This is a genomic window from Phaeovulum sp. (assembly GCF_030684035.1).
Classification (GTDB): Bacteria; Pseudomonadota; Alphaproteobacteria; order Rhodobacterales; family Rhodobacteraceae; genus UBA6213.
Genome location: NZ_JAUXPI010000045.1, coordinates 42953 through 58181, shown reverse-complemented (window position 1 = coordinate 58181; position 15229 = coordinate 42953). Strand labels below are relative to the sequence as shown.

Annotated in this window: 13 protein-coding genes; 5 read left to right on the top strand and 8 right to left on the bottom strand. The window is 66.9% G+C overall.

Translation table 11 applies throughout. From position 1 onward, the window contains the following. Positions 1-14: 14 nt before the first annotated feature. Both Q8J98_RS10565 and Q8J98_RS10560 read left to right on the top strand, forming a co-directional pair. On the top strand, positions 15-788 hold the full coding sequence (locus tag Q8J98_RS10565; RefSeq protein WP_305294310.1) for a DUF6478 family protein: 774 nt from the start codon (positions 15-17) through the stop codon (positions 786-788). An 8-nt stretch (positions 789-796) separates the two neighbouring features. Further along, on the top strand, positions 797-1159 hold the full coding sequence (locus tag Q8J98_RS10560) for a hypothetical protein (RefSeq protein ID WP_305294309.1): 363 nt from the start codon (positions 797-799) through the stop codon (positions 1157-1159). 65 nt (positions 1160-1224) lie between these two features. On the opposite strand, the gene Q8J98_RS10555 is transcribed toward Q8J98_RS10560, so the two are convergent. After that, positions 1225-3243 (bottom strand): FAD-dependent oxidoreductase, encoded by a 2019-nt coding sequence (locus Q8J98_RS10555; protein WP_305294308.1) that lies wholly within the window; start codon positions 3241-3243, stop codon positions 1225-1227. Between the two features lie 271 nt (positions 3244-3514). On the opposite strand from Q8J98_RS10555, the gene Q8J98_RS10550 reads away from it, so the two are divergent. Then, the gene (locus tag Q8J98_RS10550) at positions 3515-4420 is read left to right on the top strand and encodes a LysR family transcriptional regulator (protein WP_305184857.1); all 906 of its coding nucleotides are present in this window, start codon (positions 3515-3517) and stop codon (positions 4418-4420) included. Positions 4421-4468: 48 nt separating this feature from the next. Here Q8J98_RS10550 and Q8J98_RS10545 read toward each other — a convergent pair whose 3' ends face one another. From Q8J98_RS10545 to Q8J98_RS10535, 3 genes are read right to left on the bottom strand one after another with little or no spacing between them, the layout of a single operon-like run. After that, positions 4469-5455: an OmpA family protein gene (locus Q8J98_RS10545; RefSeq protein WP_305294307.1), complete on the bottom strand. Its 987-nt coding sequence runs from the start codon at positions 5453-5455 to the stop codon at positions 4469-4471. Continuing rightward, a complete protein-coding gene (locus Q8J98_RS10540) occupies positions 5455-6174 on the bottom strand; it encodes an N-acetyltransferase (RefSeq protein ID WP_305294306.1) in 720 nt (239 codons plus the stop codon). The genes Q8J98_RS10545 and Q8J98_RS10540 overlap by 1 nt, the downstream gene beginning before the upstream one ends. Next, on the bottom strand, positions 6171-6899 hold the full coding sequence (locus tag Q8J98_RS10535) for a competence/damage-inducible protein A (protein ID WP_305294305.1): 729 nt from the start codon (positions 6897-6899) through the stop codon (positions 6171-6173). Before Q8J98_RS10535 ends, Q8J98_RS10540 begins: the two co-directional genes overlap by 4 nt. Before the next feature lie 138 nt (positions 6900-7037). Between Q8J98_RS10535 and map the strand changes: the two genes are divergently transcribed. Beyond that, positions 7038-7835 (top strand): type I methionyl aminopeptidase, encoded by a 798-nt coding sequence (gene map, locus Q8J98_RS10530; RefSeq protein WP_370868080.1) that lies wholly within the window; start codon positions 7038-7040, stop codon positions 7833-7835. A gap of 72 nt (positions 7836-7907) precedes the next feature. On the opposite strand, the gene Q8J98_RS10525 is transcribed toward map, so the two are convergent. Further along, positions 7908-8474 (bottom strand): YqgE/AlgH family protein, encoded by a 567-nt coding sequence (locus Q8J98_RS10525; RefSeq protein ID WP_305294303.1) that lies wholly within the window; start codon positions 8472-8474, stop codon positions 7908-7910. A 221-nt stretch (positions 8475-8695) separates the two neighbouring features. Here Q8J98_RS10525 and Q8J98_RS10520 point away from each other — a divergent pair, with 221 nt between their 5' ends. After that, a complete protein-coding gene (locus Q8J98_RS10520; RefSeq protein ID WP_305294302.1) occupies positions 8696-9415 on the top strand; it encodes a protein-disulfide reductase DsbD domain-containing protein in 720 nt (239 codons plus the stop codon). Here the strand turns inward: Q8J98_RS10520 and Q8J98_RS10515 are convergent. The 3 genes from Q8J98_RS10515 to Q8J98_RS10505 all read right to left on the bottom strand — a co-directional run bounded on the left by Q8J98_RS10515 (position 9396) and on the right by Q8J98_RS10505 (position 15217). Beyond that, a complete protein-coding gene (locus tag Q8J98_RS10515; RefSeq protein ID WP_305294301.1) occupies positions 9396-12764 on the bottom strand; it encodes an efflux RND transporter permease subunit in 3369 nt (1122 codons plus the stop codon). The two genes, Q8J98_RS10520 and Q8J98_RS10515, sit on opposite strands and share 20 nt — an antisense overlap. A 3-nt stretch (positions 12765-12767) precedes the next feature. Next, a complete protein-coding gene (locus tag Q8J98_RS10510; RefSeq protein ID WP_305294300.1) occupies positions 12768-14282 on the bottom strand; it encodes an efflux RND transporter periplasmic adaptor subunit in 1515 nt (504 codons plus the stop codon). Between the two features lie 128 nt (positions 14283-14410). Next, a complete protein-coding gene (locus Q8J98_RS10505) occupies positions 14411-15217 on the bottom strand; it encodes a uracil-DNA glycosylase (RefSeq protein ID WP_305294299.1) in 807 nt (268 codons plus the stop codon). Between the last annotated feature and the right edge of the window lie 12 nt (positions 15218-15229).

The following is a 15229-nucleotide window of genomic DNA, read 5'->3' as shown; positions in this document are numbered from 1 at the left end:
TTCACCGGGCCACCATGGATACCAGAAGCCAGACTTACCTAGACCGCCTGCTGCAACGCCGCGCGCTGGCGCGCTGGCGCCGCGCATCGCGGCTTGCCAGCCAGATGCGGCTTGGCCTGTTGCGCAGCCTGCGCGACGATGCGGTGCAGACCCGCCGCGAGATCGACCGGCTGCTGCATGTGGCCGATGCGCGCCTGACCCTGCCGCTGATCGGATCAGATGCGATCCGCCGCCCGCTTGGTGCCGATTGGGCCTGGCGGCCCGCGCTTTGGCGCGGCCCGGTGGTGCCGGTCGGGCATTCGGGCCTTGCCAGCCGCGCCATGCTTGGCGATGAAGCGACCGTATTCCACGACTGCACGACAAGCGAACTGACCGCGCACCAGATTCGCAACCGCCGCGAAACCGACCTTGCGCCCTATGGGCTGCGGCTCGATGTGTTCCACTTCGATGGCTCGTTCCTGTCGCTGGTGCTCGATCTGCCATCCGAGGCGGTGCAGGGGCTGCGGCGCAACCACCTGATCCGGCTCGACTGCCTGGTCGAGGTCGAGAAACCACTGGAAATCTTTGCCCGACTCAACATCCGCAGCGGCCCGAACACCGAACAACTGGTGCGCGAGCTGCCGCTGCAGCAAGCAGATACCTGGGTCGAGTTCGATCTCGCCTATACCAAGATGAACGAAAAGCGGGTGGACAAGGCCTGGATCGACCTGATCTTCGAAGGCCCCGAAATGAACCAGATCGTGATTCGTGATCTGACCCTGTCGCGCCGCCCGCGCGCCGATTTGTGAGGGGTGCCATGAGCTATTTGCTGGAAATGCAGCGCATCCGCGCCGGTCGCTGGGAGGCGCTGCTGCTTGGTCCCGATGCCGCCGGGCTTGCGGTCAGTCATCTGGAACGATCGCTTCCAGGTCTGGTTGCGGTGGCTGACGGCCTCGGTCGCTGGCGGCTCAGCCTGCCGATCCCGCCCGAGGTGCTGAACGATGGCGTGCAGACCTTTCTGCTGACCGACGCCCCGAGCGGCGAAGTTCTGGCGCATTTCTCGATCATCGCCGGAGTGCCGCTGGAAGATGACCTGCGCACCGAGATTGACCTCTTGCGCGCCGAGCTAGACATGCTCAAACGCGCCTTCCGCCGCCATTGCCTCGAATCGGGCAGCTGATCGGCCGGCGCGGCGGGGGTTTCACACCCCCGCACCCCCGTGGGGTATTTGGGCGTTGAAGAAGCCTAAAGCGAAAGTGCGAGGCGGGTGCCCTGGTCGATGGCCCGTTTTGCATCCAGTTCGCCCGCCACATCGGCCCCGCCGATGATATGGCAGGGGCGACCGAGCGCTGCGAGCGCCTCGGCGAGGCCGCGGTTCGAGGTCTGACCGGCGCAAAGCACCACGGCGTCGGCCTCGATCAGCGTCGGGTTTTCGCGCGCAGCACCGAAGCTGACATGCAGCCCCTCGGGCGCAATCCGCTCGTAGTTCACGCCACCCAGCATCTTCACCCCCCGCGCCGCCAGCTGCGCGCGGTGGATCCAGCCGGTGGTCTTGCCAAGCTTGCGCCCCGGCTTCTCGGGCTTGCGTTGCAACAGGGTGACCGCGCGCGCCGGGGCCGCGGGCGCAGGCTCCGCCAGCCCGCCGGGGCTCAGCGCAGGATCGCCCACACCCCATTCGCGCCGCCATTCCGCCGGGTGGAGCGTGGCGCTTTCGCCCGATTGGGTGAGGTATTCCGCCACGTCAAAGCCGATCCCGCCAGCCCCGACAATGGCAACCCGCGCCCCCACCCTGGCGCCGCGCAGCACCTCGGCGTAGCCAAGTACCGAGGCCCGGGGGTCGGTGGCAATGCCGGGGTCGCGGGCACTGACGCCGGTGGCAATGATGACCTCGTCAAACCCCGCCAGCGCCGCGGGCACCGCCTCGGTGCCGAGCCGGAGCGTGACCCCGGAACGCGCGATCATGGTGGCAAACCAGCCCACCAGGCCGCGGAACTCCTCTTTGCCCGGCACCTCGCGGGCCAGCGTCAACTGGCCGCCGATCTCGGCGGCGCGTTCGAACAGGGTCACCCGGTGGCCGCGTCCGGCGGCGGTGATCGCCGCCGCCATGCCCGCCGGGCCTGCCCCCACCACCGCAATTGCCTTGGGCACGGCGGCGGGAGTAACGGGTAACTCGGTTTCATGCCCGGCGCGCGGGTTGACGAGGCACGAGGAAATCTTTCCCGAAAAGGTATGGTCAAGGCAGGCCTGATTGCAGGCGATGCAGGGGGCAATCTCGTCCGCCCGCCCCGCCGCCGCCTTGGCGACGAAATCGGGGTCGGCCAGAAACGGCCGCGCCATCGAAACCATATCGGCCTGGCCGCTTGCCAGAATGCTCTCGGCCAGCTCGGGCGTGTTGATCCGGTTCGAGGCGATCACCGGAATCCCCACCTCTGGGCGCAGCCGCGCGGTCAGCCAGGTGAAGGCTGCGCGCGGCACCGAGGTGGCAATGGTGGGAACCCGCGCCTCGTGCCAGCCGATGCCGGTGTTCAAGAGACTCGCCCCCGCCGCCTCGATGGCACGCGCCAGTTGCACCACCTCGGCCCAGCTGGAGCCATCGGGCACGAGGTCAATCAGGCTGATGCGGTAGATCAGAATGAAATCACGCCCCACCGCGGCGCGCACCCGCGCCACCACCTCGACCGGCAGTCGCATCCGGTTTTCGTAAGACCCGCCCCAGCGGTCGTCGCGGCGGTTCACATGGCGCACCAGAAACTGGTTGAGGAAATAACCCTCGGAGCCCATCACCTCGACCCCGTCATAGCCCGCCTCGCGGGCGCGGGCCGCGGCGGTGACGATGTCGGATATCTGTTTCTCGATCCCCGTCTCGTCCAGCGCACGCGGCTGAAACGGTGAAATCGGCGACTTCACCGCCGAGGCGGAAACACATTCCGGCCCGTAGGCATAGCGCCCGGCATGCAGGATCTGCATGGCAATGCGCCCGCCCGCTGCATGCACCCGGTCCGTCACCCGCCGGTGGTTGGCAATGTCGGCGGGCGTGAACAGCCCGGCCGCACCGGGAAACACCCCGCCCTCGCGGTTTGGTGCCATGCCCCCGGTCACCATCAGGCCAACGCCGCCGCGCGCCCGCTCGGCGTAGAATTCGGCCACCCGGTTCCAGTCGCCGGTTTCTTCCAGCCCGGTGTGCATGCTGCCCATCAGCACGCGGTTGGGCAACACGACATGGCCAAGATCAAGCGGCGAAAGCATCTGCGCATAAGGGCTCATGGCGTCCTCCCGAATTCCTTTCGAACCTGCCCGGTGCCCGCTTGCTTGTCACCCCCAACGCGGCGTCACGGCCCCTGCATTCTCCTTCGCGAAAATACCCCGGGGGGAGGCCCGCAGGGCCGGGGGGGCAGCGCCCCCCTGCACCGCCGCGAAGGCGCGCGACCCGCCGTCATGCGCCAAATTCCCCGCCATTGTCCCGCCCAAGCCCCATTTGCGCCCGAATTGGCGTCGATACCCGAGGCAAGCGCGTACTGTTACGAATGGGTGTACAATGGATCGACTGACCGAAATGGAAGCCTTCGCCACCGTCGTGGATCAGGGAGGCTTTACCGATGCCGCGAAGAAAATGGGGATTTCGAAGTCAGCCGTGTCCAAGCATGTCTCGGCGCTGGAAGCGCGACTCGGGGCGCGGCTCTTGAACCGCACCACCCGGCGCGTCAGCCCCACCGAGATCGGTCTGGCCTATTACGACCGCGCCCGCCGCGTGCTCAACGACGCGGGCGAAGCCGATGCGTTGGTCACCTCGATGCAGATCGCGCCCTCGGGGCTCTTGCGCATTTCGGTGGCCACCGATTTCGGCGTCAACCTGCTCTCGCCGGTGCTTGGCAACTTCTTGCAGGAATTTCCCGACATCACCGTGAACATGGTGCTGAACAACCGCTATGTGGAGCTCATCTCGGAAGGTTTCGACATGGCGATCCGGGTCGGCGAGCTGGAAGACAGCACGCTGCGCGCCCGCAAGCTGACAGAAACCGCCAAGCGGATGATCGGCGCGCCTGCCTATTTCGCCAAATACGGCCATCCGCAAAAGATCGACGATCTGAACACTCACAAGCTGCTGCATTACTCGAACCAGGCCGCCGGCAACGTCTGGAAGATCACCGCGCCCTCGGGCGAGCGGCGGCAGGTGCGCTCGGCGGGCTGGCTTACGGTCAACGATGGCCAAAGCCTGCTGCACGCCGCCGCTGCGGGTCTGGGCATCGCCTACCTGCCCAGCTTTCTTTATGCCGAAGCGATGAAACAGGGCCTTGTCGAAGAGGCAATGCCGGGCCTGCCGATGGAAACACTGGGTATCTACGCGGTCTATCCACCGGGCCGCTTTACCCAGCCCAAGGTGCGCGCCTTCATCGACTTTCTGGCACAGACCTTCGCCGACAAGGGCCCCGACAACTGGTAGCCCCCGGCAACCGATCCTCCCCGCTGCCCGCTCCCCTCGGGCAGCCACTCAGGTCGAGGTGAGAACCACCTCGACCCTTCTGTTCAGCGCGCGTCCCGCAGCGGTCAGGTTCGAGGCGCGCGGCGCAAGCCATCCGGCACCCTCGGCGCTGATCTGCGCCGGGTTCACCCCATGCGCCTCGATCAGCCGCACCCGCACCGCCTCGGCCCGCTTGCGCGACAGCGCGATATTGGCATCAAGCCCGCCCACCGCATCGGTATGCCCGACCAGCGCCACCCGCCGCGAAGGGTTGGCCGCCAGATACGCCGCAAGCACGGCCAGCGACGGGTAGCCGCCGGGGCTCAGCACCGCCGAGCCGGTCTCGAAGGCAAGATCGTCAAGCGCGGCGCTGCCCGAGGTTTCCAGCCGCGCCGCAAGTGCCGCGACCTCGGCGGTCGGGGCCTCCACGCCTTCCAGCAGCGCCAGCGGTCCAACCTCGACCGGCGCGGTCATGGGCTCGGTGCCGCCCGGCGCATCCGCCGCTCCGGTCGCCGGATAGACCTGCGTCAGGTGCACGAAGCCCGACGCGGTCGAGCGGCTGACCACCAGCGCCAGATGCTCGGCCCCCGGCCCGTCGCCATGCACCGCCGCAAGATAGCGAAAATCGCCCAGATCCACATGCATTTCCGGCTCGGGCAGAAGCTTCATGGCAAAACGGAAATCAAAACCGCCGCAGCCGTCTGTCTCGCATTCGAACAAGACCTGGTAGCCCGCCGCAAGGATCTGCGCGCGCAGCCCCTGCAAGATCTGCAAGCTGCTTTCGGGGCTGTCGCGCAGCCGCCATGCGGCCTGGCTGAGCCGCCCCTCCAGCGCCAGCAGGCGAAGTTCGCCGCTACGCCACGCGCTGACCGGCAGCGCATAGCTCGCCAGCGGGTCAACCCGCACAGCGGTGCTTTCGGCGTTCGCAGGCAGACGCAGGGCAATTTCGGCGGCAAGCGGTGCCGGGGCGGCAAGGCAGGCGGCAAGCACCAGCAGCAGACCCGCCCGCGCCGCCATCACGCCGCCCCCGGCGCGATGCGATAGTGATACCCCTCGACCTCGGCCATGCCGACGCCGCCATAAAGCGCCAGCGCCCCGGCATTTGCGCGCGTCACCACCAGCGCCAGCGTCTCGGCCCCATTGTCCGCCGCCCAGAACGCCGCTTCGCGCAGCATCTGGCGCGCGAGGCCCCGGCGGCGCAGCACCGGCAGCACATGAAAGGCGTGCAGCATCGCCACGCCCGCGTGAATGCCGACAAAGCCCGCGCCCGCAGCGCGGTCCTCGATGCGCCCCAGCACGGCGCATTTCGGCCCCGGCGCGCGCTCCATCACCGCCTGCCGCCCGGCTCCGATGCCACCCTCGGCCCAGATCTCGCGCATGATCGCCAGGGGCGGCCAGAGGCAAAAGGTGGTGATCGGCGGCGGCCGCTCGGTGGCAAGCGCCGCCACCGGTGCGGCGAGAACCACGACCGGGTCGATGACACTGAACCCGCGCGCCGCAAGTGCCGCATCAAGCGCCGCCTCGCCGGGCCGGATCATGAACAGCGCGGGCTGCCCAAGCCGCGCATGGGTGGCTGTGGCCGCTTCGATATCGGCCCCGGTCCACGGGCCTTTCGCGCTCGCCGCCGAAACCCGCTTGCCGCCGCCCTGCCCTTCGCGCACCACGAACGCCCCGGCCCGGTGCAGTGCCCGCGCCGGCCATGTCGCATCGATCACCGCGAACAGTTCCGCGCTCATCGCCCCTCCGGAAAAAGCGCGACCAGCGCTGCGAAGGCGGCCGCGACCCGGGCCGGGTCGGTGCCACGGATCACCAGATTGGTGCCAAACGCCCCCTCCTGCACGAAGGGATAAGAGCCCATCGCAAGGTCGGGCCATGCCGCCGCCAGCGCCCCGAATGCCTCGGCCACCGCGGCTTCGGGCCGCATCAGCCGCAGGCTCTGCGTGATCAGCGGCGCGCCAGCGGCCAGTAGCGGCAAGACCGAGGCCACCATTGCCTGAAAGATGTTCGGCACCCCCGCCAGCACATGGCAGTTGCCGATGCTGAAGCCGGGCGCGGCGGAAACCGGGTTTTCGATCAGCCTTGCCCCTGCGGGTATCCGTGCCATGCGCAGCCGCGCGGCGTTGAACTCCACCCCCCGCGCCGCGTAATAGGCAGCAAGAATTGCGCGCGCATCCTCGCGCACATCAATCGCCGCGCCGAAAGCCTCGGCCACCGCGTCGGCGGTAATGTCGTCATGCGTCGGGCCAATGCCGCCCGAGGTGAATACATGGTCATGCGCGCCGCTCAGGGCCTGTACCGCCGCCACGATCGCGGCATGATCGTCTGCCACCACCCGGATCTCGCGCAGCGCGATTCCCGCCTTGGCAAGCTCTCCCGCCAGATAAAAGCCATTGCCCTCGCGGGTGCGCCCGGTCAGGATTTCGTCACCGATTATCAGCGCCGCGGCGGTCGGGTTGGGCATGAAAGCTCCTCGTGTTGGCCATGGTATAGGGCGACCACCGCGCGCCGAAAAGCCCGACACTGGCCAAACCGGTATTTTGTGACTAACTAGGGCGCGCATCAGGCAGGAGAGCGCGACGTGCACCAAACCCGTGGCCGCATGACCAAAGACGGCATCCGCATTTACGAAGACGCCGATTTTGCCGGAATGCACGCGGCTGGCCGGACGGCGGCGGAGATTCTTGACGAGGTCGGGCCGCTGGTGACCCCCGGCACCACCACCGCGGCGATTGACGATTTTATCCGCAACCGGGTCGAGGCGCTTGGCGCGGTTTCCGCCACCATCGGCTATCGCGGCTACCGCCACGCCAGCTGCATTTCGGTCAACCATGTGGTTTGCCACGGCATTCCCGGTGCAAAACTGCTGAAAGATGGCGACATCCTCAACATCGACGTGACGGTGATCCTCGATGGCTGGTTTGGCGACACCTCGCGCATGTATGTGGCGGGGAACCCCAGCCGCAAGTCGGCGCGGCTGATCGAGGTAACCCACGAGGCGCTGATGCTTGGCATTGCGGCGGTAAGGCCGGGCAACACCTTCGGCGATATCGGGGCCGCGATTCAGGCCCATGTCGAGGCCAACCGGATGAGCGTGGTGCGCGATTTCTGCGGCCACGGGCTGGGCCGGGTGTTCCACGCGCCGCCGAACGTGCTGCACTATGGCCGCCCCGGCACCGGCCCGGTGCTGGAAGAGGGGATGTTCTTCACCATCGAACCGATGGTGAACCTCGGTCGCCCCGAAACCAAGGTGCTCGCCGATGACTGGACCGCGGTGACGCGCGACAAGAGCCTTTCCGCGCAGTTTGAACATTCGATCGGGGTCACCGCCACCGGCGGCGAAATCTTCACCCTTTCGCCAGCCGGGCGGTTTTACACCAGCGCCTCGGGCAGTACTTGACCAATCCCTGATAGCCACGCCGCATCGTGTTCGTTTCCAATGCGTTACGGGTTTTCAAGCGTGGAAGGACGGTCAGGCCCGCCCGGCGGCGGCGGAAAGCGACAGCGGGTCAACCCCCAGCCGGCGCAGCGCCGCGTCCCATTTCTTCAGGTTTGCGACACCGAGCACGAGTTCGGCATCGCCCGCGCCGGTCAGCCAGCCGTTGGCCCCGATTTCGGCTTCCAGTTGCCCCGGCCCCCAGCCCGCATAGCCAAGCGCCAGCAGGGCGCGCTCCGGGCCGCGCCCGGCGGCAATGTCTTCCAGAATGTCGCGGGTCGAGGTCAGCACCACCCCCGGCACCACCTGCGGTAACGGCGGCCTGTCCACGCGCCAATCCGGCGAATGCAGCACAAAGCCGCGCCCCGGCTCCACCGGACCGCCGAACTGAACCGACACCCCGGCCCCGGTGACGCCCGCGTCCACGGCCAGCCCGAGTTGCTCGGCCAGAACCGCCCAGCCCACCCCCGGTGCCGCAGGCTTGTTGACAACCAGCCCCATTGCGCCCTGCGCTGAATGGGCGCAGACCAGCACCACCGCGTGTGCGAAGCGCGGATCACCCATGCCCGGCATGGCGATGAGCAGCATTCCCGTAAGATCCATGCGGTTTCCCTGGTTGGCTTGCCCAACCTTCGCCCGCCCCGCAGCCCCGCGCAAGGCCCCGCTTCAGCCCGGCCCGCCGCAGCGCCCGGCCAGTGTCGCACTTGTGACTTTTCACCGCCCTTGCCCGGCGTTACTCCGATGCCATGAATTCGCGCCTCTCCCTGCTTGCCAGCCTCGCGCTTGGCCTCGGCCTACCGCAAGTGACAGTTGCACAGTCCTGGATGCCCGGCTTCGTCAGCGCCGAACTTGTCGGAAGCTGGCGGACCGATCAGGGAACCCAGATGACGGCGCTGCGGGTGCGGCTGGAAGACGGCTGGAAAACCTACTGGCGCGCGCCCGGCGATGCAGGGATTCCCCCCGATTGGAACTGGCGCGGCTCCGCCAACGCAGCGGAAATCACCATCCACTGGCCGACTCCGCAGGTTTTTGAAAGCGGGGGCCTGCGCACCATCGGCTACGCCCACGAAATGATCCTGCCGATCGAGGTGGTGCCAGCCGATCCCACGCAGGATGTCTGGCTGGCGGCCGAAATCTCGTTCGGCATCTGCCGTGAAATCTGTGTGCCGGTGCTGGTGAATGTCCAGAATCTGCTGCGGGGTCCGGGTGAAGCCACCCCCGATATCATCGCCGCGATTGCGGCACTGCCGGAAATACGCACCGGCATCGCGCATTGCGAGATCGAGCCGGTGCTTGATGGGATGCGCGTTACCGCGAAAATCGAGATGCCAAGGCTCGGTCCGCGGGAAATCGCGCTGTTCGAGCTTGCCGGCGTTTCGTCTTGGGTGTCGGAATCGGTCAACAGCCGCGAGGGCGACGTGCTGACCTCGATGGTCGAGATCGTGCCCTACGATTCGCGGCCGTTCGATCTGGAGCGGCGTGATCTTCTGATAACCGTGCTTGGCGGCAGCCGCGCGGTCGAAATCAGCGGCTGCCCAATCTGACCGAGCGCCGACGCAGGCCGCGCAGCGCGAGCGGTGCAAGCAGCGTTGCCAGCACCACCACCGCCAGCGCCGCCGCCGCGAACTGACCGAGCGCCTGCACCACGCCCGCATCCGCCAGCAGTGCCCGCCCCAGCGTCGCGGCAAAAGCCGCGGCCAGCGACAGCACCACCAGACCCAGCACAACCCGCAGCCGCGGTGCCCGCAGGCCGCGCCGGAGCGCCTGAAGCTGGCGCGCAAAATCTTGCTGCACCGCAAGCAGCGCGGGCACCAGAACCAGCACCAGCACCATGCCGAAGCCAAGCCCGTAGCACAGTGTTATGACCGTCGGCTTCAGGAACAGCGCCGCATTCGACTGCGCATAAAGCACCGGCGCGAGGCCAAGCACGGTGGTGGCGGTGGTCAGGAATACCGGGCGCAGCCGGTCCGACACCGCATCAATGATCGCCGGAACCAGCCCGCGCCGCGCCGCGTATTCATCAACCGTGCTGACCAGAACGATCGAGTCGTTGATGATGATGCCCGACATCCCGATCATGCCTACAACCGAGAACATCGACATCGGCATGCCCCAGAGGTAGTGCCCCCAGATCGCGCCGATCAGCCCGAAGGGAATGACCGCCATCACCACCACCGGGCGGGTCCAGCTTGAAAAGATCCAGGCCAGCGCAATGTAGATGCCGACAAGGCACATGATCAGCCCCAGCAGGGCATCGCCGAAAAATTCCTGCTGCTGTTGCGCAAGGCCCGACCTGCGCCAGGTCACGCCATAATCCTCGGCAATGCGCGGCAAGATCACGCTGACCATTTCTTCGGTGATCTCGGTGGCGCGGTCGGGGTTGTCCTCGGACAACTCGCCGGTCACCGAAACCAGCCGCAATCCGTCTTCGCGCCGCACCGTGGTAAAGCCAGAACGGCTGGAGACATGCACAATGTCCGACAGCATCGCCCATTCGCCCTTGGGGGTACGAAGCTGCATGCTTTCGACAAAATCATCGGCCAATTCCGATTTCGGCACCTGCACCCGGATCGAGGCGCTGCGTGGGCCGTCGGGGAAGCTTGCCGCTTCGATGCCGTTCATCCGCAGCCGCAACTCGCGGCCAAGCCCCTCGATGGTAAAGCCGAGCGCCTGCCCCTGCGGGGTGAGTTCAAGGATCAGTTCTTCCTTGTCATAGGCAAGGCTGTCTTCCAGCGCCGAAGCTTCGGGATAGGCCGAAAGCGCGGTTTTCAGCGCCTCGGCGGCAGCCTTGAGGTTCTCGACCTCGGCACCGGAAAACTGCACCGAAATGCTGTCGCCCCCCGGCCCGCCACGGAAACCCCGGAAGCTCAGTTCCTCCACCATCGGGTGGCGCGGGGTAAGCGCCTGCATCGCGGCGATGAACTCGGGCGCTGAATAGGGCCGAAGGTCGCGGTCGATCAGCTCGACCGAAACTCCGCCAAGCTGATCGGGGTCCTTGGTGTCGGCACCCGCGAGCGCCCGGCCCGAATTGCCGCCGATTTCGCCAAGCACGTATTTCACCGGGTTGGGGCCATATTGCGCGGCAAATTGCGCGCCCGTCGCCTGCGCCGCCGCTTGCAGCATGTCGAGCATTTCGCGCGTGTCATTGCGGCTCGCCCCCGGCAGCATCGAGAAGTTCACCGAAACCGAGGCCTGTTCGGGACCGTTGAAGAACCGCCACTGCACGCGGCCGGAAATCAGGAAGGTCATCTGATAGGCAAGCAGCAGCAGCATTGCCGCCAGCACCGGATAGCGCAGGCGGATGACGAGCGCGCTCAACGGGCGGACCAGGGTGAACCGCATCCAGTCAAAACCCCGGTTCACCAGACGCGAGGGCAGGTCATACCAGCTTTCCTTCGCCGCATGGGTGAGCGCGTGGGCCATATGGTTGGGCAGAATCAGGAAGCATTCAATCAGCGACGCCGCCAGCACGGCGATGACGGTAAACGGTATGTCGGCAATCATGCTGCCCATCCGACCGCCAATGATCATCAGCCCGGCAAAAGCGATGATCGTGGTGATCGACGAGGCCAGCACCGGTGCCGCCATCCGCCGCGCGGCATTCTCTGCCGCCTCGACAGGGGGTTCGTTCAGGTGCCTGACGCGAAAATCGGCGTGTTCGCCGACCACGATTGCATCATCAACCACAATGCCGAGCGTGATGATCAGGGCGAAGATGGAAATCTGGTTCAGCGTCATGCCAGCGAAGTGCATCGCCGCAACCGCGGCCAGCATCGCCACCGGAATACCCGCCGCCACCCAAAGCGCGGTGCGCGCATTGAGGAACAGAAAGAGCATCAGCATCACCAGCGCGAGCCCCTGCGAGCCGTTCGACACCAAGAGGTTGATGCGCGCGGTGATTTCCTCGGACCGGGTGCGGATCAGGTCGATCTTCACCCCTTCGGGAAGGCTGAGCGCCATCGTTGCCGCGACCTCTTCCACCTGCCGCTGAATCGCCACCGCATCACCGGTGTCGGAGCGCGAAACGTTCACCGTCATCGCCGGGTTCGGGCCAACGTAGAAGGCGCGGGCGCGGTCTGCGCCCTCAACATAGATGGTTGCGACATCACCTATGGTCAGTTTCGAGCCATCGGCATTGGATCGCAGCACCAGCGCCGCAATTTCGCTCGCGTCGCGCTTTTCGACCCCGGTGCGCACCCGCGCGCCCCCCGATGCCAGCTCGCCCGCAGGGGCGGTGGCGCTTTCGGTGCCGATCAGGTTGGAAATTTCCGACATGGTTACGTTGTGGCGGATCATCTGCGCGGTCGAAAGCTCGACGATCGTGCGCGGCGCGGCATAGCCCTGCACCGAGGTGCGGGTAACGCCCACCGCATAAAGCCGGGTTACGAGCTCGTCGGCCAGCCGCCCGAGCTGCTCCACCGGCAGCGGCCCGGTAATGACCACATCGGTAACCGTCTCGCGCCAGACGCCGCGCGCCACCTTGGGCTCATCGGCGTCGTCGGGCAGGCTTCCCGCTTGCGTCAGCGCGGTTTTCACATCGGCTTCGGCGCGGCTCATGTCCCATCCCGGCTCGAACTCAAGCGCGATGCGCGCGCTGCCTTCAGAGGAACGCGAAGTCGAGCTTTTCACCCCTTCGACCACCAGCAGCGAAGGTTCAAGCACCTGCACAATGGCGCGGTCAACCTCATCCGCCCCGGCACCGGACCATGCAACCGAAACGTTGACGTTCTGCACCACGGTATCGGGGAAGGTTTGCGAACGCATACGGGGCAGCGCGTAGATACCCGCGCCGATCATGATGACCAGCACGATGTTGGCGAGCGTCTTGTGCCGGGTGAAGTAGGAAAGCACACCGCGCGCAGCGCTGGCTACATGTTCGCGCCCTGCCACCATTGCCTAGCCCCCCATCCGCTGTTCGAGCCGCTCGACCACCTGCAAGGGCACTTCTTCCGCCTGCAACTGGCTGATGTTGCGCGCCTTGGCCTCGGGTGACATTCCGGCGTTCGATTCCACATATGCGATGAGCTTTTCGCGCCGCTCGGTGCTCAGCTTGACCATTTCGCCGCTGGTCGCGGGTGGGCGGCTGCCGCCACCCGACCCCGCGGCAAGCGGTGCCACGGTGGGCTCCTGCGCTGCCGCGCCGGGGCGCAGCGCGCGCACCTTCAGCCCGGCACCAAGCAGCGGCGAGCGCGCCGCCACCACCTCGCGCCCGTCCAGCGCAGCGGCACGCACGATCACCGTATCGCCCTGACGGCGCAACACCTCGGTGGCAATTTCCTCAAGCCGGTCATCGACACCAAGCACAAGCACCCGCCCCACGGCATCAACCGCCGCCGCAGGCAGCTCGATCACGCTTTCAAGCGGCGGTTCCTCGATCCGGAGGGTGACGAAATCGCCCTGCCGGAAGCCCGCCGACCCGGCCTCGATCTGTGCAAAGACCAGCCGCCCGGTCTGCCCCTCGCCAACCACGGCACCAACCCGGCCAAGCCGCGCGGTGGCGCTGATCGGGGTGCCGGAAACCTCCAGCAGCACCTCGGCGCGGGCCGGGGTGAGCACACCATCGGCATCAAGGAAACGCGCGAATTGCGTGGTCGAGATGCGAAACGATACTTCCAGCGAGGCTGGGTCAATCAGGGTTCCCAGCATTTCGTTGTTGTTCACCAGCCCACCGGTCACCGCCGAAACGCCTGAAAGCAGGCCGTCGAACTCGGCCACCAGCCGGGTGTTGGCAAGCTTTCGCTCGGCTTCGGCCAAGGCAATCGTCTGCCGCTCGACGGTATTGCGGGCCTGGTCGGCCTGGGTCTGCGCCTGCGACAGTTGCGAGCGTTTCCCGAGCACCGCCTGGCGCGCCGAAATCGCCGCCAGCTCGGCGGTCTCGATCGCAGTCGCGGTGCCAAAGCCGCCCTCGGTAATGGTGCGCTGCCGGTCCAGCGCCTGTTCGCGCAATTGCGCCTGTTGCTCGGCGACGCCAAGATCATCCTCGGCAATCGCCACCGCCCGGGTTGCCGCGGCAAGCGCGCCTTCGGCATCGGCAAGTGCCGCGCGCTGCACATCGCGGGCGCGCTCGGCCTCGGTCGGGTTGATCTGAACCAAAAGCTGACCCGCCTGCACCCGCGCGCCTTCCTCGAAGTTCGGTGCCAGATCAAGTATCTGGCCTGCGCTGGGCGCGCGCAGTTGCAGGCTGCGGCGGCTTTGCACTTCGCCAAAGGCGATCAGCGAGGGGGTGATGGTCCGGGCGTTCGCGGTTACCACATTGGCGGTGAAAACCCGCTCCTGCACCGGGCGTGGGCGCGATTCGGCGTTGCGGCGCAGATCGAGCGCGGCTTTCACCAGATATCCCGCATAGGCGAGCACGCCGACGGTCAGCGCCATCAAGAACAGCCCGACCAAGCTTCGTGTCAGAAACCGCATGCACCCGCCCTTTGGCTCGCCGGAAGGCTCCGGCGTCATTCGCACAGCTTATACGCCGGTCCCTGCGGGGCCAAGCTACCGCACGTTCAACGTGCCGTGTGGCCGCTTCCGTCGCGCCTTTCGCGAGATCAGCCGTCAAGCCGGGCGCGGAGTGCCAAAAGGTCGGCCCAGGCTTCGCGCTTGGCTGCGGGATTGCGCAGCAGATAGGCCGGGTGCGTCATCGGCAGGGCCGGGCGACCGAAGGCTTCAGCCCAGCGCCCGCGTAGCCGAAGAATGCCGCGCTGGCCCAGCCCGGCAAGGCAGGCCGGATTGCCCATGAGCACCACCAGATCGGGGGAGACAAGCTCCACATGCCGGGCCACGAAGGGGCGGAACATGGCAATTTCCTCGGGCTCGGGGTCGCGGTTCGCAGGCGGGCACCAGGGCAGAACGTTGGTGATGTAAACCGCCGCGGCCGCGTCAGGCGTATTGCGCGAAAGCCCGATGGCCGCCAGCATCCGGTCGAGCAACTGCCCCGCCGGGCCGACAAAGGGGCGGCCCTCAAGGTCTTCCTCGCGCCCCGGTGCTTCGCCCAGTATCAGCACCCGCGCCGCGGGGTTGCCATCGGCGAAGACGAAATTGCGCGCGCCGCGCTTCAACTCGCAGCGCTCGAAGCCCGCCATCGCCTCGGCCAGCGCCGCAAGGTCGGGTGCGGCGGCGGCAAGGGCTGTGGCCTCGGCCACCGGATCGACCGGAACCGGGGCAGCCAACGCCTCGGCGGCGGGGGCTTTCGGTGCCACCTCGGGTGCGGCCTCGGGTGCGGCTTCTACCGGGGCATAGCGGCTTACCGGTGCATCCAGCATCGCCTCATCGGCACCAAGCTCGATCTGCCACTCCAGCATGGCGCGGGTGGCGGCATATTCGGCGGCAGACAAGGGCGCGGTTTCGGGCATCATCGCCAAATCTAG